Raw genomic sequence first — 19633 nt, 5'->3', positions numbered from 1 at the left:
GAGCTATTCGCCGATGTAGTGCATGACGTGCTTGACCCGGGTGTAGTCGTGGAGGCCGAAGACCGACAGGTCCTTGCCGTAACCCGAGTGCTTGAAGCCGCCGTGCGGCATTTCGGAGACGAACGGGATGTGGGTGTTGACCCACACCACGCCGAAGTCGAGCCTGTTGGACATCCGCATGGCGCGGCCGTGGTCGGACGTCCACACCGAGCCCGACAGGCCGTACTGCACGCCGTTGGCCTTGGCCAGGGCGTCGGCCTCGTCGGTGAAGGTCTGGACGGTGATCACGGGTCCGAAGACCTCGTTCTGGACCATCTCGTCGTCCTGCTGGAGGCCGTCGACGACGGTCGGCGCGAAGAAGTAGCCCTTGTCGCCGACCCGGTGGCCGCCGGTCAGGACCTTGGCGTGCGCGGGCAGCCGCTCGAAGAACCCGGAGACCTTGGTCAGCTGGTTCTCGTTGTTGAGCGGGCCGTACAGCGCCTCCTCGTCGGACAGGTCGCCGGTGACGGTCCCGGCCGCGGCCTCGGTGAGGGCGGCGACGAACTCGTCGTGCACGCTCTCGTGGACCAGCACGCGGCAGGCCGCGGTGCAGTCCTGGCCCGCGTTGTAGAAACCGGCGGTGGCGATCGACTCGGCGGCCGCCTTGAGGTCCTTGACGTCCTCGAACACCACGACGGGCGCCTTGCCGCCCAGCTCGAGGTGCACGCGCTTGAGGTCCTCGGCCGCGCTCTTGGCGACGGCCATGCCCGCGCCGACCGAGCCGGTGATGGCGACCATCGCGGCCGTCGGGTGGCCGACGACCAGGGCGCCGGTCTCGCGGTCGCCGGTGACGACGTTGAAGACGCCGGGAGGCAGCACGCTGCCGATGATCTCGGCGAGCTTGAGCGTCGAGGCGGGCGTGGTGTCCGACGGCTTGAGCACGATCGTGTTGCCCGCGGCGAGCGCGGGGGCGATCTTCCAGACCGCCATCATCATCGGGTAGTTCCAGGGCGTGACCTGGCCGACGACACCGATCGGCTCGTGCCGGATGACACTGGTGTGGTCGGCGAGGAACTCACCGGCCGTGGGGCCCTCCAGCGTGCGCGCCGCTCCCGCGAAGAAGCGGAAGTGGTCGGCGGCGACCGGAGTCTCGTCCTCGGCCATGCGAGCTCGGGGCTTGCCGGTGTTGAGGCACTCGGCCTCGTTGATCTCGTCGGCCCGCGCCTCGATCGCGTCGGCGACCTTCAGCAGCAGCCCGGCGCGCTCGCCCGGCGTCGTCCGCCCCCACGATTCGAACGCGGCGGCCGCGGCGGCGTAGGCAGCGTCGACGTCCTCCTGCCCGGAGACGGGCGCCTGTGCGTAGGTTTCTCCGGTGCACGGGTCGATGACGTCCGAGAATCGGCCGCTCTTGGCATCCACGAACTCACCGTTGATGAAGTTCTGCAGACGGGTGGTCAACGTTGACCTCCTGGTGAGGTGGCTGAGTTGTCGCGACTCTGACAGAGCGTCAGCATCAGGACAAGGGATTTCGTCGCGAAGATATCAAATTGCTACGAATTCGCTTGACAGTGCGCCCAGAACTGACAACATGTCGCACCAGGACCCCACGAGGGCTGTGCGGCACAGGAGGGATTGCCACATGACGACCCCGCCCAAGGCGCGCAGAGACGGCGACGGCAGGCCCGCCCAGGTCGTGCTCGACGACCTGTCCAAGCGCATCATCGAAGAGTTGCAGGAGGACGGGCGCAAGCCGTACGCGGCGATCGGCAAGGCGGTCGGGCTGTCGGAAGCCGCGGTACGCCAGCGGGTGCAGCGCCTGCAGACCGACGGGGTCATGCAGATCGTCGCCGTCACCGACCCGCTGACGCTCGGCTTCCCCCGCCAGGCGATGATCGGCATCAACTGCGAGGGCGACCTCGACAGCGTCGCCGACGAGCTCGCCTCGATCGAGGAGATCGACTACGTGGTGCTGACCGCGGGCTCCTTCGACGTGATCGTCGAGGTGGTGTGCGAGGGCGACCGTCACCTGTTGGAGATTCTCGGCAAAATCCGCGCGATCCCGGCAGTCCGCGCCACGGAGTCGTTCGTGTACCTCAAACTGCGCAAGCAGACCTACTCGTGGGGCACTCGGTAAATCTTTTCCCCTTTTTCCGGCACGCAGCGTCAACGCGCCGTGTCGGTTTCCGCACGATCACGACGGTGCCGACCCCTCCAGAGCCGACCGCGAAGGACGCCGGTAGGCCCGGCTGTGGTCCGCGCACAGGTACAGCGTGAGCCCTTCGGGCGTGGTCATGCGGGACAGGCCGCCCCAGACCCGCTCGGGATCGAGCCGGACGAGAAGAGCCTCCAGCGCCCGGACCACGGCCGCCCGGCCGGTCCGTCCGGAGTGACGGGCCGGCCGGGCGACCGCCGGGCTCACCGCACCTGGATGGTGGCGATCTCCCAGGCGCGCAGCGGCAGGCGGGCGGCGTCGACCGGCTCGCCCGGCCGGCCGCGCAGGTCGGCGCGGCGGGCCTCGGTGAAGTCGCCCTCGATCGTCGCCACCGTGTCCGCGCCCGACAGGGCGACCAGCCGCAGTTCCTTCCACTCGTCGCGGCGGCGCAGCGAGGTCATGACGACGCCCTCGCCCTTCACGGTGAGGCCCGTGCCCGGGGCGGGCAGGGACAGGTCCGCGGCACCGGTGCCGGGCACGGCCAGCACGTCGTGCCGGAACACCTCCGCCGCCCCCGGCACCGCCGCCCACGTCCCCGTGTACGGCATGAGCGCCAGCCTGACCGAGCGCGGCCCCCTCGACTGGGCGGCCGGGGTCGGCAGCTGCGGACCGGCGGGCTCCGGCCGCAGGGCGTTGCGGTTGCGGGACAGGTACCCGACCGAGCGCAGCAGCGTCAGAGCCAGCTCGTCGTCCACCAGCTCGTACTCGGTGACGTGCTCGAGGAGGGCGGCCACCCCGCCGGCGGCCACCCACGAGGAGGCGGGGAAGGTCGGCAGCGGGGTCTCGCCGCAGCCTCCCTCGGCCGTCGGAGCGCGTTCGACGACGGCGAACTGCCCCTCGGCGAAGGAGGCGGCGGCCGGCTCGGCCAGCGGCACATGCAGGCGGACCCGGTGGTCGGCGCAGCGGTTGTCGAACTCCACGTGCAGCCGGACGAACGGCTCGCCCGCCCGCAGCTCGACCCGGGTGGCGACGGTGACGTGCTCGACGGCCGCCGTGCGGGCGGCGGCGGGGAGCGGGTCGGCGGGCCCGTCGGCCTCGGTGACGTCGGTGCCTCTCGGCCAGGCGTAGCCGCGGTGGACGTCGAGGGCGGCGACCAGCGGGCCCGAGCAGACCAGGCTCACCTCCACCGACTCCGGCGCCAGGACCAGCAGGTCGGCGGCTGGCGGGGCGTGGTTGTAGGTGTCGCCCACGTCCCCGCCTTCGACGATCCGCGCGGCGCCGGCGATCGTCACGCCGTCGCGGCCGGTGAGGGTGAGCGTGCCGTCGGCGGCGACCTCCACGCGGAGCAGGCCGTTGTCCAGCACCTGACCCTCGGCCCGCACCCCGCGCGGTCCGGCGCCGGGGGCCTGGCTCCGCGGCCCGGACGGGCGGCCGGGGCGGACGCTCGTGTGGCCGAGGGCGGGCGTGTCCACCAGCGCGGCGACGGTCCTGCGGGCCTCGGCGACGATGCGGACGCGGGTGACGGCGCCCTCCGCCTCCGCCAGCGCCGCGGCCACCTCCGCCACGTCGAAGGCCGCCGCCGGCTCGCGCGCGACCCTGAAGACCAGCACCCCGTCGGCGATCGACCAGCCGGTGATGTGCTGGCCGTACAGCTCGGTGCCGTGGATGAAGGTGAACGCCAGGCGCGGGTCCATCTCCTCGTCGAGCAGCAGCGTCGGGGCGTACTCCAGGGTCTGGGCGGGCACCGCCCTGCCCGCGGCGTCCACCAGCGGGTCGAGGCCCGCCACGTCCATCAGCACCACCCCGGTGCGCGGGAACGGCGAGGGGTTGACCACCAGGACCGCGCCCGAGGGCACGGCGGCGGCCAGGCGGGAGGTCACCATGTCGCGGACGGCCTGGCCGAGGTGCTCGGCCTCGGCGATGCGGGCCGCGACCTGCTGGGCGGTCTCGTCGACGCCGCACCCGGTGACCGAGTCGTGGCCGCTGGCGTCGATCAGCCGCCACCACGCCATGTCGAGGAAGCGCTCGGGCCACGACTCGCCCCAGAGCGCGGCCAGCGGCTCGGCGTAGCGCTCGACCATCCGCTCGGCCCTGCCCATCGCCTGCTTGACGTGGGCGCGCACCGAGATGACGCCGGGCAGGATGTTGGCGCGGGCGTGCGAGCGCAGCTCGCCGTGGACGCGGGGCAGCCCCTCGGTCCCCTGCGCGCCGATGTAGCCCGACAGCGTGCCCATGCGGGCGCCGAGCGAGGCCACCATCTCCGGCAGCCCGCGCACGGGGGCCGAGTGGTCGGTGCCGTACATCGCCAGCAACGGCTTGTCCTCGCCCTGCCATCGCCGCATGGTGGTGACGAACGTCTCGGCCCGCGCGAGCACCTGTCCCGGCGCCTCGAACAGGTGGGCCCCGTTGCCGTAGCCTCCGGCGGGCAGGTACTGGGCGCGGACCGCGGTGCCGTCGGGCGCGACCCACGCGAAGGCGTCGGTGACCACCGAGGCGGGCACCCCCCGGTAGACGCACGCCTGCGCCAGCCCGGCGAGGGCGAGGATCTGCGGCATCTGGGCGGTGTGGCCGAACATGTCGGGCAGGTAGCCGACCGGCATGGCGCCGCCGAGCTTGTCGGCCCGGTCCATGCCCAGTTCGAGGTTGCGGACGATGGTCTCGCCCGAGCACAGGAACTCGTCCAGCAGGATCTGCCACGGCCCGATCGCCAGCCGTCCCGCCTCGACCAGCGCGGCGATCCGGTCGCGGTTCTCCGGGCGCACCTCGAGGTAGTCGTCCACGCAGGCCAGCTGCCCGTCGAGGGTGAAGTGGTAGTCGGGCTCGCGTTCCATGGTGTCGAGCACCTCGTCCATGAGCGCGACCAGGCGCAACCTGAAGCGCTGGAACGGCTCGTACCACTCCCTGTCCCAGTGCGTGTGCGGGACGACGACGATCTCCTGGGTCACGCGCACAGCGCCATCACCTCGTTCTCGTGGGTTTCCAACCTGAACGGTCCGTCGCCCGCGGGCAGCACGACGCGGTCACCGCGGATGACCTGCCGCTCCCCCGAACGGCGCACCAGGACCAGCCCGTCGGCGTCGAGGGCCAGCAGCTCGTCGCCGAGCCTGAGCAGCAGCGGCCCGTCGGGCCCCGCCGAGACCGCGGTACGGCCCGCCCGCACGCCGTCGAGGACCGCGCCGGGCTCCTCGGCCAGCACCCACGTGGTGGGCGCGCCGGGCAGCCCGTCGGCGCCGTGGCGGTGGAAGTCGCTGCCGCCGATGACGATGACGTCGTCGCGCCAGGCCTGCGCCCACGCCAGCGGCGCGCCCCAGCGCCGGTCCCACCAGCCGGAGTGCCAGACCTCGACCACGCGCGGCCGCCGCGGCAGCGGGTGCAGCCACGCGCAGTCGCCGCCGAGCGGATGGTTGATCGACAGCAGCCCGCGCTCGCCCCAGGTGCCGGGCGGCCGGCGGAAGTCGACCCAGCCCACGTCGCCGAACACGTTGGCGTGGCCCCGGTCGGTGGTCACCTCCTGCCCGGGAATCAGCGTGATCTCCCGGACCTTGGCCAGGTGAGGGTGATGGCTGACGGTGTTGTGGTCGGTGACCGCCAGGAAGTCGAGCCCTCTGCCGGTGGCCAGCGCGGCCAGCTCCGCGACCGTCAGCGCGCCGTCGCTGTGCACGGTGTGGGCGTGGAAGTCGCCGGCGTACCACCGCAGGCCATCCACGTCGGGGATGTCGCGGCGCGGCGGCCGGACCGCGGGCGGCGGCTCCTCCTCCACCGGCCGCTGGGGCGCCCGCCGGTGGACCGTCACCTCCAGCGTGTACTCCAGCCCCTCCGGCGGGACCCGGTGCAGCCGCAGCCACACCTGCCACGGGCCGGGCTCGAGCTCGCCCGGCAGGTAGCCGGGCGTGGCCCAGTCACGGGTGATCGTGTACTCGTCGCGCGCGCCGCCCGACCAGCCGCGGAAGCCGTACGGCCCGGCGGCGCCCAGATCGAGCACCCCCTTGGACCGGTCGTAGCGCAACCCGACGGTCACCCCCTCGGCCCCCGCGGGCAGCTCGAAGGGCACCTCCCTCAGCATCCGCTCCAGCCGGTCGTCCAGGCTCCAGCGGCCGTGGATCAGCGTCATACCACGTTCCCATCGCGATAGATCAGCGCCCGGTCGCCCCTGGGCACCGCGAATCCTTCCGCACCGGGCGCCGGCTCGCTGCCTTCCGGCACGACGACCTGCACGAGCACGCCGCCGACCTCGAGCGTCACCAGGTGGACGGCGCCCAGGTTCTCCACGATCGCCACCTTTCCCCCGAAGGCGCCCTCGACGGGCTCGGCCGCGTAGGTCATGTACTCCGGCCGCACGCCGTAGACGATCTGCTCGCCGTCGGACAGCCGGCCCTCCGCCGAGGCGGGCACCGGCAGCTTGCACCCCGCGACCTCCAGCCGCTCTCCCCTGACGACGCCCTCCAGCAGGTTCATCGGGGTCGAGCCGATGAAAGCGGCGACGAAGGTGTTGGCCGGACGCTGGAACACCTCGGCCGGGGTGCCGATCTGCCTGATGTGCCCGTTCTCCATGACCGCCATCCGGTCGGCCATGGCCAGCGCCTCCGCTTGGTCGTGGGTGACGAAGACGGTGGTGACGCCGAGCTCGCGCTGCAGCTTCTTCAGGAACGTGCGGGCCTCGAGGCGGAGCCTGGCGTCCAGGTTGGACAGCGGCTCGTCGAACAGGAACGCCTGCGCCTGGGTGGCCATGACGCGGGCGAGGGCGACGCGCTGCTGCTGGCCGCCGGACAGCTGCCCGGGGCGGCGGTCCATGAGGTGGGCCAGGCCGAGCCGCTCGCCGACCTCGCGGGCCCGGCCGGCCCGGGTCGCCTTGGCGACCTTCTTGATGCGCAGCGGGTAGGCGATGTTGTCGGTGACGTCCATGTGGGGGAAGAGCGCGTAGTCCTGGAAGACCATCGCCACGTCGCGCCCGCCCGGCTGGACCCCGGTGACGTCGCGCTCGCCGATGACGACCGAGCCGTCCGTGGCGGTCTCCAGGCCCGCGATCGTCCGCAGGAGCGTCGTCTTGCCGCAGCCCGACGGGCCGAGCAGGGCGAAGAACTCGCCGTCGGGAATCACCAGGTCGAGCGAGTCGAGCGCCTTCACGCCGCCTGGGTAGACCTTGGTCAGGCCTCTGAGTTCGATCGCGGCCATCAGCGCTTGATCCCTCCGTGGAAGCGGAAGCCGTACTTCTTGCTGACGAACAGGTACATGAGCACCACCGGCACCGAGTAGAGCAGGCCGAAGGTGGACAGCAGCGGCAGGTTGGCCTGACCGCCCTCGGTGTAGAGGGTGAACATGATCACCGCGCCCGGCTGCTTCTCGATGTCGCTGAGCAGCAGGTAGGGCATCAGGAAGTTGCCCCACACGTTGGCGATGGACCAGACGGCGATCGTGGCCAGGCCCGGCCGTACCAGGGGGACGACCACGTGGCCGACGATCTGCAGCGGTGAGGCGCCGAAGACCCGCGCCGACTCCTCGTAGGACTTCGGGGTGGAGTCCATGAAGTCCTTGAGCATGAAGACGGCCGCCGGCAGCAGGCCGCCGGTGAGGATGAGGATGAGGCCGAGCTGCGAGTCGATGAGATCGAGCTCGACGGCCAACTGGAACAGCGGCACCATCGCGGCCGTCCCCGTGATGATCGAGGACAGCAGCAGCAGCGCGTAGAGCAGCGCGTCGCGTCCCGGCAGGCGCACGCGGCTGAGCGCGTAGGCCGCCAGCGCGGCCAGCAGCACGACCAGGACGGCGGTGCCCACCGCCAGCAGCAGCGAGTTGTAGAGGGAGCCGAGCGCGTACGGGTGCTCCAGGATCGCCGCGAAGTTGGCCACCGTGAAGTCGGGCAGCGAGACCTCGTAGGTCGGGTTCGAGGTGAACGGCGCGGCGGCCAGCCACAGCAGCGGCACGGTGAAGAAGGCCAGGAGCACGGCGATCAGCGTGTAGAAGCCGATCCGGCCGAGGACGAAGCGGGTCATGACCTCCTCCTGAGCAGCCGCAGGTAGAACACCGCCACGACCAGGTTGATCAGCAGGATGATCGTGGAGACGGCGGCGCCGAACCCGAGCTCGCCGCCCTTCAGCGCCACGTTGTAGACGTGGACGGCCAGCACCTCCGACCTGTGGTCGGGCCCTCCGGCGGTCAGCAGGAAGGGGGTGAAGTCGTTGAACGTCCAGAGGCTGATGAGCAGCAGGTTGGTCAGGATGTGGCCCCTGATGTGCGGGAAGACCACGTCGCGCAGCTGCTGCCAGCCAGAGGCGCCGGCCAGCCTGGCGCTCTCCAGGTGCGAGGGCGGCACGTTGCCGAGCGCCGCGCCGTACAGCATCATCGAGAAGGCGGTGCCGCGCCAGGTGTTGAAGACGACGATGGACAGCATCGGGTGGTCGAGCAGCCAGGCGAAGCCTGGGATGCCGAGCAGCGCGTTGAGGGAGCCGCTGTCGCGGTCGAGCAGCGCGATCCACAGGAACGACACGACCGCGCCCGGCAGGATCCAGGCGAGGATGACCAGGCCCTCGACCACGCGCTTGAGCGGGCCGCGCCGGTCGCGCAGCAGCCAGGCGATGGTGAAGCCGAGCACGACCTGGCCGATGACCGCCGAACCGAGCACGAACTGCACCGTCAGCCAGGTGGAGTTCCAGAACCCGCCGTCGGAGACGGCCTTGACGAAGTTGTCGAGGCCGACGAACCGCGGCTCCGCGGCCGCCAGGCCGGTCAGGCGGTAGTTCGTCAGCCCCAGGTAGATGACCCACAGCGCGGGAAACACCAGGAACACCGCGATGAGCGCCATCGCGGGGGCGACGAACGCGACGGCCCTGGGCGTGCCCAGACCCGCCGCGTCCGCGCTGTACCGGGCCTTCTCAGGAAGAGACGTTGCCCGCGCCACCGACGAGTCCTTCGAGCTTCGACTGGTAGTCCGCGGCGGCCTGGTCGGGCGCCTTGCCGCCGACCACCTGCGCGGTGGCCTCCTGCAGCGCCGCCGACACCTGCGGGTAGACGGCCATGGGCGGCCGGTAGGCCGTCAGCGGGAGCACCTTCTCCGAGATGAACATCAGCAGGGGGTCGCTGGTGAGGATCTCCTTGTTGACGTCCGAACGCGGCGTGATGCGCACGTTCGCCTTGGTCTCCTCCTTCAGCGCCTCGGGCGACAGGGTGAAGGCGGCCAGCTCGAAAGCCTCCTTCGGATGGGCGCTGTTGGGGTTGACGGTCCGCAGCGCGCCGCCCGACATGCTGACGAAGTCCTGGCCGCGGATGCCCTTGCCCGGCTCCAGCGCCGGGATCATCGCGTAGCCGACCACCTGGTCGCGGTCGGCCATCTTGGCGACGCCGTCCTTGGGGTTGACCACGCCGCGCCAGAAGTAGTCGCCCTCCATCAGGATGCCGATCTTGCCGGCGGCGAACTCGGCGAACGACTTGTCCCTGCCCTTGGCCTCCTGCTGCAGCTTGGGATCGCCCAGTCCGCTACCGCCGTAGATCTTCTGGTAGAGGCCGAGGGCGTCCTTGAGCGGCTGGGAGGCGCCCGACCACTTGCCGTCCTTGTAGATCTCGCCGCCCGCTCCCGCCAGCAGTGGTAAGACGCCCTGCATGGAGGTCGCCTCCCCCATGGCGGTGCCCGCGTTGATCTGGAGGGGGGTGGGGACGCCCGCCGACTTCAGCTTGGCGCCCGCGTCGAGCACCTCCTGCCAGCTCTTGGGCTGCCAGTCCGCCGGCAGGCCCGCCTTCTGGAAGAGCGTCTTGTTGAAGTAGAGGACGCGGCCGTCGGTGCCGATCGGCAGCGCGTACTTCTTGGCGTTGTAGGTCGTCAGACCCTGCACCGCCTCGGGGATCTGCGACCAGCCGTCCCAGGCGTCGGCCTCGGGGCCGACGACCTCCGACAGCGGCTTGATGTACCCGGCCTCGGCGAACTCCCCCGCCCAGATGCCGTCGATGTCGATGACATCGGCGCCCTTCCTGGACTTCAGGTCGAGGGCCAGCTTGGTCTTGTACTGCTCGTCGTCGACACCGCTGGGCACGAACGTGACCTTGACGTTCTTGCCCTTCGCCTTCTGCGCCGCCTCGAACTTGGGGATGACCCAGTTGGCGATGTGTTCGGCGGTCACGGCGTTCTTGCCGCCCGCGATGGAGTTCTGGGTGATCGTCAGCTCGATGGCGTCAGAGCCGGAGGACGACTGGCCGCACGCGGTGAGCGCCATCCCGGTCACGGTGAGCACCGCGACAGCGCCAATGGATCTTTTCACGCAACCCTCCGAGAGTGTCCGAAAAGCCTGGGCCAATATGTCATGACAACATCACGACGTAAAGACCTGGCAACATTCCGGCAACCTCTCGGTTTTGGACAGGCCCTTGGGGTGGGCAGGCGGTGCCGTTGGGTCGTTCCGGGACAGGAGAGACGCACGCCGATCCCGGTCCGGCGGGGCCTCCAGCGGCGGGGATGCTCATTGGGGGGGCGGCCGGCGGTCATGGGCGGGCGTGGGGCTCGCGTGGCGACAGGGGCCGGAGCACGGCCGAGGAGCACAGGCGTCGACGGGGCACTCGGGCGGGGGCGCGGAGGCCCGATCACCGGCGGGGGGTGTCTCGCGCCGGTGGCCTTCGCGCCCGGGGTGCCGATCGGTGCTCGTCAGGGTGTGAGCGCCAGCTCCAGTTCGTGCGCGATCGGGATGCCGTCCGACACGGCAGGGATGGACGGCTTCAGCGCGCGGGCCCGCTCGACCGCGTTCCGGTGCAGGGCGACCAGGTCGAAGCCGCGACGCTGGTAGAAGCGCAGCGCGTGGGTGTTGTCGTTGGTGGTGACCAGCCACAACCTGGTCGCACCGGCCGCGCGGGCCGCCTGCCTGAGGGCGTCGAGGAGGGCAGTCGCCGCGCCCCTGCCGGGAATGACGGCGTCGAGCGTGACGACCTCCCACTCCCGGCCGCGCACCGCGTAGGTGACCAGCCCCGCCAGGGCGCCGTCGAGGTGGGCCAGCAGGCCGGGCAGTGAGCCGGCGTCCATGGCCTCGCCGTGGCCGACCACGATCGGGCCGCCCCAGCTGTCGGTGAGAACCCGCAGGACGACCTCGCGGTCGGCCGGACCGATCGGCCGGATCTCGAACGGCATGCCCGACACGCTAGCCGATCAGCGGCGCCTCCGGCTCGAGCACGCGGGCGTCGGCGGCGACGATCGGCGGGACGGGCGTGCCGCTGGAACCGACCAGGCGCGGCCCCGCGGGGCCGTACACCTCGCGCGGCTCGGGGAAGGCGAACAGCAGGGCCAGGTACAGCACGGCGGCCGCCGCCAGGCCGAGCGGCAGCGAGACGTCCACGCCCCCGGCCAGGTCGCCGAGCGGGCCGACGAACTGTCCCGGCAGGTTGACGAACAGGATGGCCAGCGCCGCGGAGACGAGCCACGCGGTCATGCCGCGCCAGTTCCAGCCGTGGGTGAACCAGTAGCGGCCGCCGCGCTGGCGACGGTTGAAGACCTGCAGCGCCTCGGCGTCGTACCAGCCGCGGCGGGTGACGTAGCCGAGCATCATGATGACCATCCACGGCGCCGTGCAGGTGATGATCAGCGTGGCGAAGGTCGAGATGCTCTGGGTGAGGTTGGCGGCGAAACGGCCGACGAAGATGAAGCCGATCGACAGCGTGCCGATGAAGACCGTGGCCTGCACGCGGGAGAAGCGCGGGAAGACGCTGGAGAAGTCGAGGCCGGTGCCGTACAGGGCGGTGGTGCCCGTGGACATGCCGCCGATCAGCGCGATGAGGCAGACCGGCACGAAGTACCACGCGGGCGAGATGGCCAGCAGGCCGCCGACGTAGTTGGGCGCGGCCGGGTCGACGTACTGCGCGGCCTTGACCGCGATGACCGAGGCGGTGGCGAGGCCGAAGAAGAACGGCAGGATGGTGGCGATCTGCGACAGGAAGGCGGCGGCCATCACCCGCGAGCGGGGCGTCCCGGCGGGGATGTAGCGCGACCAGTCGCCGAGGAAGGCGCCGAACGAGACGGGGTTGGACAGCACGATCAGCGCCGCGCCGATGAACGAGGGCCAGAACAGCGGGTCGCCAGGGGCGATCGTGCCCGCGTAGGAGGGGTCGAAGTCGCCGGCGAAGGCGAAGGCGCCCAGCACGAACAGCAGCGACGCGGCCACCACGGCGATCTTGTTGACGAAGAGCATGAAGCGGAAGCCGTACACGCAGACGATCAGCACCAGGCTCGCGAACAGCGCGTAGGCGACGGCGTAGGCCGGTCCGCTCTCCGGCAGGCCCACCAGCCGGTGCGCGCCGCCGACCAGCGCGTCGCCCGAGGACCACACCGAGATGGAGAAGAAGGCGATCGCCGTCAGCAGCGACAGGAACGAGCCGACGACTCGGCCGTGGACGCCCAGGTGCGCCGAGGAGGAGACCGCGTTGTTGGTGCCGTTGATCGGGCCGAACAGCGACAGCGGGGCCAGGATCAGCGCGCCCACCACCAGGCCGAGCCCGGTGGCCGCCAGCCCCTGCCAGAACGACAGGCCGAACAGGATGGGGAAGGCGCCCAGCACGCAGGTGGCGAAGGTGTTGGCGCCGCCGAAGGCCAGCCTGAACAGGTCGACGGGACGGGCGGTGCGGTCGGCGTCGGGGATGCGGTCGACGCCGTGGGTCTCGATCTCGGTGATGCTTTCCCGGCGGCTCATGGCTTCTCCTTCATGGCCAGCAGGCTGATCAGGTCGTAGGCCACGTGGGAGGCGGCGACGGAGGTGATCTCGGCGTGGTCGTAGGCGGGGGCGACCTCGACCACGTCGGCCCCGATGAGGTTCGTGCCGGCCAGGCCGCGCAGGATCTCCAGCAGCTCGCGGCTGGTCAGGCCGCCCGCCTCCGGGGTGCCGGTGCCGGGCGCGTGCGCGGGGTCGAGCACGTCGATGTCGACGGAGACGTAGAGCGGGCGGTCGCCGATGCGCTGGCGGAGGGCGTCGATGACCTCGTCGAGGCCGCGGCGCAGCACGTCGGCGGCGGTGACGATGCCGAAGCCGAGCCTGCGGTCCTCCTCGAGGTCGCGCTTGCCGTACAGGGGGCCGCGGATGCCGACGTGGCTGAGCGCCTCGGTGTCGAGGATCCCCTCCTCGACCGCCCTGCGGAACGGGGTGCCGTGGGTGTACTCCACGCCGAAGTAGGTGTCCCAGGTGTCCAGGTGCGCGTCGAAGTGCAGCAGCGCCACCGGGCCGTGCTTGGCGGCGGCGGCGCGCAGCAGCGGCAGCGCGATCGTGTGGTCGCCGCCGATCGTGACCAGCCGGCTGTCGAAGGCCGAGGCGGCCTCCTGGATCGCCTCGACCGCCTCGCCGATGTTGAAGGGGTTGCAGGCGATGTCGCCCGCGTCGGCGACCTGCACCCGCTCGAAGGGCGAGACGTCGAGGCCAGGGTGGTACGGCCGCAGCAGCCGCGAGGCCTCCCTGACGGCGGCGGGACCGAAGCGGGCGCCCGGCCGGTAGGAGACGCCGCTGTCGAACGGCACGCCCACGACCGCGACGTCCGCGTGCTCGACCTCGTCGAGGCGGGGGAGGCGGGCGAAGGTGGCGAACCCGGCGAAGCGCGGGATCCTGGAGGAGTCGACGGGCCCCCTGGGCATGGCCTGTCCCCTTTCTCGTGGCGAATGATCTCGTGGTGACTGTTCGCAGCCCTCGTGGCTGTTTGCACGAGTGTGCGCAACGCCCCCAGGAGGGGACAATTGTGCAGGTCACAAAAGTGCGCATACGCTTCGTGGGTGACCACAAAGGTCTCCGTCGAGGATCTTCTCCGCTCCCCCGCGCTGCAGCTGCGCCTGCTGGCCGGGGCGGCCGGCCTGTCGCGGTCGGTCTCGTGGGCGCACGTCAGCGAACTCGACGATCCGACGCCGTGGCTGCTCGGCGCCGAGGTGATCATGACCACGGGCCTGGGCGTGCCCCGCACCGCCGCCAAGCAGCGGGCCTACCTCGAACGGCTCGACGACGCCGGGGTGTCTGCACTGGCCCTGTCGGCGCAGCTGCACATGCCGCCGCTGCACGAAGCCTTCTTCGAGGCGGCGGAGCAACGCGGCATGCCCGTCCTCGAGGTGCCGCTGGCCGTGCCGTTCATCGCGATCGCGCAGGAGGTGGCGGCGGCCGTCCAGGAGGACGCGCGCCAGCGGCTCGGCGCGCAACTCCAGGTGTTCGGCGCGCTGCGCTGGCTGGCCGCCGAGGACCTCGACCACGCCACGCTGTTCCGGCGGCTCGAACGGCTCAGCGGCTACGAGGTCTTCCTGTGCACCCCGCAGGGGCGCCCGCTGCTGCCCGGGGTGCCGGTTCCCGCACTCGACGTGCTGCCCTCGACGCCCGACGCGCCGCCCACCATCCCGGGCGGCTTCGTGCTGCCGGTGCCCTCCCCCGGCGGGCCGGCCGGATTCCTGGTCGCCTTCGAGCGGGAAGGCGCACGGCCCGCCGGGCTGGCCGTCGTCCAGCACATCGCCACCGTGGCCGCGCTCCAGGTGGCCATGGTCAGGCACGAACGGGAGACGCTGCGGCGCGAGGGCGCCGAGACGCTGTCGGAACTGCTGCAGGACGTGCTCGACCCGGCCACGGCGCGGCGCCGGCTGGCCAGGATGGGACTCGAGGCGCCCATCGCCCTGCTCGCGGTCCGCCAGGTGACCGACGAGGCGCTGCGCCGCGCCCTCGACGACGCGCCGCATCTCATGCTGCGCCGCGGCGACGACCGTTACGTGCTCGGCTCCCCCGCTCTCGGCACGCCCGTCGCGGAGATCCCCGGGGTGGCGGCGGGCGTCTCCAGGCCGTTCACGCCGGGCGAGCCGATGCGGGTGGCGCAGCGGGAAGCGGTGTGGGCGGCGGCCAGAGCCGCCGAGTCGGGCAGGGCCCTGGTCCACTACGGCGACGACACGACCGGAAGGTGGCTGCAGGACGACCCGTGGGTGCTGACCGCCCTGGTCGACCACGTGCTGGGAAAGGTGATCGCCTACGACTCCGCGCACGGCTCGCAACTGCTGACCTCCGCGCGCACGTGGATGGAGCGTGACCGACGCACCGAGGACGCGGCGGCGGCGCTGCACGTCCACCCCAACACGCTCGCCTACCGGCTGCGCCGCTTCGCGGAGCTGACCGGCCGCGACCTGTCGTCCAGCGCGGCCTTCGCGGAGGTCTGGCTGGCCATCCGGGCAGCCAGACAACTCGGCCTCCAGGACTGACCCCGAGCGTCTCCCTACCGCGGGCCCTTCCTGAGCTTCTCCCTACCTCGGGCCCTTCCTGGGCTTCTCCGCGCCTCGGACCCCCCTCGGGCTTTCCGCTCAGGCTTTCCCCTCCAGGCTTCCCCCTCGGGCCCTCCCTCGGCCGCCCTCGGGCTTTCCGCTCAGGCTTTCCCCTCGGGCCCTTCCTCGGCCGCCCTCGGGCTTTCCCTGGCTTCTCCGTAGCTCGGGACTTCCCCTGGGCTCCCGCCTCCAGCCGGGTCGCCGAGGTCGCGGCGCTCCCGGCCCAGTCGCCCAGTCGCCTTGGGAGTTGTCGGGGTTGGGGGTCTTCGGGTTGGCAGGGCGACGTAACGGCGGCGCGCCGAAGTCCCGCTGGAGTGGCGTGATGGACAGGCGGTCAGTCGTGACCGCGGGAGCGCCGGCCCGGCTTGCCGTACGGGGGGATCACGAACGGGCGCCGGCCCGGCTTGCCGTACGGGGGATCACTCTGCGGCCGCGAGCTGGCCGCAGGCGCCGTCGATCTCGCGTCCGCGGGTGTCGCGGACGGTCACCGGCACCCCGTGGAACTCCAGGCGGCGTACGAACGCCCGCTCGTCCTCCGGGCGGGAGGCCGTCCACTTCGAACCGGGAGTGGGGTTGAGCGGGATCAGGTTGACGTGCACCAGCTTGTTCTTCACCAGCTTGCCGAGCAGGTCGGCACGCCACTCCTGGTCGTTGATGTCCTTGATCAGCGCGTACTCGATGGACACCCGCCGCTTGGTCTTGGCGGCGTAGGCCCACGCGGCGTCGAGCACCTCGTGCACCTTCCACCGGGTGTTGATCGGCACGAGGGTGTCGCGCAGCTCGTCGTCGGGGGCGTGCAGCGACAGCGCCAGCGTGACGGGCAGCCCCTCGTCGGCGAGCTTGGCGATCGCCGGCACGAGGCCCACGGTGGAGACCGTGATGCCGCGCGCGGACATGCCGAGCCCGTCGGGCGCGGGCTCGACCATGCGGCGGACCGCGCCGATCACCGCCTTGTAGTTGGCCAGCGGCTCACCCATGCCCATGAACACCACGTTGCTGACCCGGCCGGGGCCGCCGGGGACCTCGCCCGCGGCCAGCGCCCTGGCTCCCGAGACCACCTGCTCGACGATCTCGGCCGTGGACATGTTGCGGGTCAGCCCCGCCTGGCCGGTGGCGCAGAACGGGCAGTTCATGCCGCAGCCCGCCTGCGAGGACACGCACATGGTGACCCGGTCCGGGTAGCGCATCAGCACCGACTCGACCAGCGCGCCGTCGAACAGTCGCCAGAGCGTCTTGCGGGTGGTGCCCGCGTCGGTGGCCAGCTCGCGCACGGAGGTCAGCAGCGGGGGCAGCAGCACCGACAGCTTCTCGCGGGCGGCGGCCGGCAGGTCGGTCATCGCCGCGACGTCGGTGGTGAGGTGCGTGAAGTAGTGGCGCGAGAGCTGGTCGGCGCGGAAGGGCTTCTCGCCGAGCTCGGCGACCGCCGTGCGGCGCTCGGCCATCGTCAGATCCGCCAGATGTCTCGCGGGCTTGGCCCGGCGCGGCGCCGTGAACTGCAGCAACGGGCGCTCGGTCTTCTCGGCGGTCATGAGCCCTCTCTTTAATCTAGAGTCCAGATGTATGGCGATATACCGATCGTCTGGCGAGGGGCAAACCGAGGTCGTCCTCACCGATGGCAACCCTTACGGGAGCCGCACTCTGGTGGTCGAACGCGACGACGCCGCGTCGGTAGCTTACCTGTGCTCCCCGGGCGGCGAGGTGCACGGAGCCGTCTGGCTGGCCAACCACGTGCCCGCCCCCGAGGTCGTCGATCTGGCCAGGCTGAACGCGGGTGCGCCGCCCCTCATGCCACGGCCGAACACCCGCCATCCCGCGGGACGGCACGCGCTCGGCCAGCTGACCACCTTATGGTTCGAGGAGGGCGACGGGGTCGCCCTGTATGAGAACGACGAGCTTCTCGCGGTCATTCCGGGCTGGGCGGACATGAGCAGGAGCATGCCGGGCTACGCGCGCGAGGCCGTCGGCGAGACGCCGTTCGCCTGGGCGCTGTCCGAGGCGCTCGACGGGCTCCAGCCGCGGCTCGACCACGCCGGTTCCTACTGGCAGTGGCGCCACAGCGAGGGCTCGTGGGCCTCCTTCCAGCAGTTCGTCATGGGGCATCTCGACCGGACCGTCGGACCGTCGGGGCGCTACTGGGACGCCAGCGGCGAGCGGCTGCCGACGGTGGGGATCAGCGAGCGCCCGCCGTACCGGGGCAGGGACTTCACCGTGCTGTCGACGGTCGGTATGAGCTGCCAGCGCATGCCCACGGTCGAGCAGTGGATCGACCGGCCGCGCGCCTACGCCAGGATCGAGCTGGCCGTCGCCACCCACGGCGACCCGCGCGAGGCGGCGCTGCTTCTGGTGTGGCTGGCGCAGTACCCGTGGCATTCGGTGACGTGGCTGGGCCACGGGCACACCGCCACGTGGTACCACGAGCCGTCGACGTTCCCTCTCGGCGCGCGGTACGACGGGGTGATCATGCTCGCCGACGCCCCCGACATGCCGGACCTGTCGGGGTTCGGGTTCGGCGGCGAGGCCGTCCGCTGGCTCTGGCTGGAGGCGTGGGCCGGGGACTCGTGAACCCCGACCCGCGGGCGGCATGAAGCGTACAGGGCGAAGACCCGTGAACCACGGCCCGCGGGCGGCATCAAGCGCACGGGGCGAAGACCCGTGAAACGCACGGGGCGAAGACCCGTGAAACGCACGGCCCGCAGGCGTCTGAGGAGCGCCGTTCCTCAGAAGAACAGCGACAGCAGCAGCCACACCGGGATCAGCGTCGCCACCAGGGAGTCGAGCCGGTCCATCAGGCCGCCGTGTCCCGGCAGCACCGACCCCATGTCCTTGATGCCGAGATCCCGCTTGATCATCGACTCGACCAGATCGCCGAGGGTCGCCATGACGGCCCCCAGCAGGCCGATCAGCGCGCCCTGCCACAGCTGGCCGCCCATCAGCCAGGTCACCAGCCAGGCGCCGACCACCATGCAGGCCAGCACCGATCCGGCGAAACCCTCCCAGGTCTTCTTCGGGCTGATGATCGACATCTTGTGCCTGCCGAACAGCACGCCGGCGAAGTAGCCGCCGATGTCGCTGCTCACCGTGACCGCGATGAAGATCAGCACCCGGTAGTGGCCGTTCTCCGGCGTGGCGAGCATCAGCGCGACGAAACCGGCCAGCAGCGGCGGGTAGGCCAGGGCGAACACCGATGCCGTCGCGTCGCGGACGTAGCCGTCCTGCGGGCCGTCGAACATCCGCCAGAGCAGCAGCGCGAACACCGCCACGACGTAGGTGCCGAGCAGCCACGAGGCCCCGCCCCAGTAGGCGCCCGCCTGCATCGCGGCCGTCGCCACGAGCACCGGGATCAGCGGCACCTTGATGTCGCGCGTGCCGAGCGCGTGAACCACCTCTGCCGCGCCCACGCCCACGGCCGCCACGACCAGCAGGAGGAAGAGCTCCTTGATCGTCAGCAGGGAGGCCAGGACCAGCGCGCCCAGCACGACGCCGACCGCGATGGCGGCCGGCAGGTTCCTGCCGGTACGGCTGCCCGGTGTGCGTTCTTCCACAGACTCTCCAACTCGGCGGTCAGACCGCACCGAGCCGTCTGATGCGCACACTTCGTGACAAAGCCACGGCCCCCGCGTCCACGCGAGGGCCGTGCGGATGCGACCGCTCAGACCTCGAGCAGTTCCGCTTCCTTCTGCTTGAGCAGCTCGTCGATCTTGGCGACGTGCTTGTGGGTCAGGTCGTCGAGCTCCTTCTCGGCGCGGCGGACCTCGTCCTCGCCGGCCTCGCCATCCTTGATCATCTTGTCGAGCGTCTCCTTGGCGGAGCGCCGGATGTTGCGGATCGAGACCTTGGCGTGCTCGCCCTTGTTGCGCGCGACCTTGACGTACTCCTTGCGGCGCTCCTCCGACAGCTCGGGGAAGGCCACCCTGATCACCTGGCCGTCGTTGCTGGGGTTGACCCCGAGGTCGGAGTCACGGATCGCCTTCTCGATCGCGCCCATCGAGCCCTTGTCGTAGGGCTGGATGATGACCATGCGGGCCTCGGGGACATGGAACGAGGCCAGCTGCTGGATCGGGGTCGGCGAACCGTAGTACTCGGCGTTGATCTTGTTGAACATCGACGGGGTGACACGGCCGGTCCTGATGCCCGCGAAGTCCTCCTTCGCGACCGAAACGGCCTTGTCCATCTTTTCCTCGGCTTCGAGGAGAGTTTCGTCGATCACAGCGGCTCCCTGTCTATTGGTCGCTCACCTTCCTGGCTCGCGCCACGGCCCCATCCCTCTGCGCCAG

Annotated in this window: 17 protein-coding genes; 3 read left to right on the top strand and 14 right to left on the bottom strand. The window is 71.3% G+C overall.

All coding sequences use genetic code 11. The features are described from left to right. Nucleotides 1–3 precede the first annotated feature (3 nt). Nucleotides 4–1437: a gamma-aminobutyraldehyde dehydrogenase gene (locus ACWENQ_RS42235; RefSeq protein ID WP_449929496.1), complete on the bottom strand. Its 1434-nt coding sequence runs from the start codon at nt 1435–1437 to the stop codon at nt 4–6. Between the two features lie 181 nt (nt 1438–1618). Here ACWENQ_RS42235 and ACWENQ_RS42230 point away from each other — a divergent pair, with 181 nt between their 5' ends. Beyond that, nucleotides 1619–2113 (top strand): Lrp/AsnC family transcriptional regulator, encoded by a 495-nt coding sequence (locus ACWENQ_RS42230; RefSeq protein WP_354920180.1) that lies wholly within the window; start codon nt 1619–1621, stop codon nt 2111–2113. A gap of 57 nt (nt 2114–2170) precedes the next feature. Here the strand turns inward: ACWENQ_RS42230 and ACWENQ_RS42225 are convergent, their stop codons facing one another. The 10 genes from ACWENQ_RS42225 to speB form a co-directional block, all read right to left on the bottom strand. Further along, nucleotides 2171–2398, bottom strand: a complete 228-nt coding sequence (locus ACWENQ_RS42225; protein WP_452419327.1) for a hypothetical protein — start codon at nt 2396–2398, stop codon at nt 2171–2173. Then, nucleotides 2395–5082 carry a glycoside hydrolase family 38 N-terminal domain-containing protein gene (locus ACWENQ_RS42220; protein ID WP_452419326.1) on the bottom strand — a complete coding sequence of 896 codons (2688 nt, stop codon included), beginning with the start codon at nt 5080–5082 and terminating at the stop codon, nt 2395–2397. Before ACWENQ_RS42220 ends, ACWENQ_RS42225 begins: the two co-directional genes overlap by 4 nt. Further along, the gene (locus ACWENQ_RS42215) at nt 5073–6242 is read right to left on the bottom strand and encodes a CehA/McbA family metallohydrolase (RefSeq protein ID WP_452419325.1); all 1170 of its coding nucleotides are present in this window, start codon (nt 6240–6242) and stop codon (nt 5073–5075) included. Before ACWENQ_RS42215 ends, ACWENQ_RS42220 begins: the two co-directional genes overlap by 10 nt. Then, nucleotides 6239–7303, bottom strand: coding sequence for an ABC transporter ATP-binding protein (locus ACWENQ_RS42210; RefSeq protein WP_449929505.1), 1065 nt, complete (start codon nt 7301–7303; stop codon nt 6239–6241). Before ACWENQ_RS42210 ends, ACWENQ_RS42215 begins: the two co-directional genes overlap by 4 nt. After that, nucleotides 7303–8121 (bottom strand): carbohydrate ABC transporter permease, encoded by an 819-nt coding sequence (locus ACWENQ_RS42205; protein ID WP_354920168.1) that lies wholly within the window; start codon nt 8119–8121, stop codon nt 7303–7305. The genes ACWENQ_RS42210 and ACWENQ_RS42205 overlap by 1 nt, the downstream gene beginning before the upstream one ends. Then, nucleotides 8118–9026, bottom strand: coding sequence for a carbohydrate ABC transporter permease (locus ACWENQ_RS42200; protein WP_452419324.1), 909 nt, complete (start codon nt 9024–9026; stop codon nt 8118–8120). Before ACWENQ_RS42200 ends, ACWENQ_RS42205 begins: the two co-directional genes overlap by 4 nt. Continuing rightward, the gene (locus ACWENQ_RS42195) at nt 9001–10377 is read right to left on the bottom strand and encodes an extracellular solute-binding protein (RefSeq protein WP_449929509.1); all 1377 of its coding nucleotides are present in this window, start codon (nt 10375–10377) and stop codon (nt 9001–9003) included. Before ACWENQ_RS42195 ends, ACWENQ_RS42200 begins: the two co-directional genes overlap by 26 nt. 380 nt (nt 10378–10757) lie before the next feature. Next, complete coding sequence (locus tag ACWENQ_RS42190) at nt 10758–11234, bottom strand: GNAT family N-acetyltransferase (protein WP_449929511.1); 477 nt, start codon at nt 11232–11234, stop codon at nt 10758–10760. 10 nt (nt 11235–11244) lie between these two features. Continuing rightward, the gene (locus ACWENQ_RS42185; protein WP_449929513.1) at nt 11245–12786 is read right to left on the bottom strand and encodes a purine-cytosine permease family protein; all 1542 of its coding nucleotides are present in this window, start codon (nt 12784–12786) and stop codon (nt 11245–11247) included. Continuing rightward, nucleotides 12783–13715: an agmatinase gene (gene speB / locus ACWENQ_RS42180; RefSeq protein ID WP_452419323.1), complete on the bottom strand. Its 933-nt coding sequence runs from the start codon at nt 13713–13715 to the stop codon at nt 12783–12785. The genes ACWENQ_RS42185 and speB overlap by 4 nt, the downstream gene beginning before the upstream one ends. 135 nt (nt 13716–13850) lie before the next feature. Between speB and ACWENQ_RS42175 the strand changes: the two genes are divergently transcribed. Next, the gene (locus tag ACWENQ_RS42175; protein WP_449929517.1) at nt 13851–15299 is read left to right on the top strand and encodes a PucR family transcriptional regulator; all 1449 of its coding nucleotides are present in this window, start codon (nt 13851–13853) and stop codon (nt 15297–15299) included. A gap of 479 nt (nt 15300–15778) precedes the next feature. Here ACWENQ_RS42175 and rlmN read toward each other — a convergent pair whose 3' ends face one another. Next, nucleotides 15779–16888: a 23S rRNA (adenine(2503)-C(2))-methyltransferase RlmN gene (gene rlmN / locus ACWENQ_RS42170; protein ID WP_449929519.1), complete on the bottom strand. Its 1110-nt coding sequence runs from the start codon at nt 16886–16888 to the stop codon at nt 15779–15781. Between the two features lie 31 nt (nt 16889–16919). Between rlmN and ACWENQ_RS42165 the strand changes: the two genes are divergently transcribed. Then, on the top strand, nt 16920–17921 hold the full coding sequence (locus ACWENQ_RS42165; RefSeq protein WP_452419322.1) for a suppressor of fused domain protein: 1002 nt from the start codon (nt 16920–16922) through the stop codon (nt 17919–17921). Between the two features lie 155 nt (nt 17922–18076). On the opposite strand, the gene ACWENQ_RS42160 is transcribed toward ACWENQ_RS42165, so the two are convergent. Both ACWENQ_RS42160 and frr read right to left on the bottom strand, forming a co-directional pair. Further along, complete coding sequence (locus ACWENQ_RS42160) at nt 18077–18901, bottom strand: phosphatidate cytidylyltransferase (protein ID WP_354920148.1); 825 nt, start codon at nt 18899–18901, stop codon at nt 18077–18079. 107 nt (nt 18902–19008) lie between these two features. Continuing rightward, the gene (gene frr / locus ACWENQ_RS42155; RefSeq protein WP_354920145.1) at nt 19009–19566 is read right to left on the bottom strand and encodes a ribosome recycling factor; all 558 of its coding nucleotides are present in this window, start codon (nt 19564–19566) and stop codon (nt 19009–19011) included. Between the last annotated feature and the right edge of the window lie 67 nt (nt 19567–19633).

Source organism: Nonomuraea sp. NPDC004354, assembly GCF_053602555.1.
The sequence above is the reverse complement of the archived record's forward strand: the minus strand, read 5'-3'. Positions and strand labels throughout refer to the sequence as shown.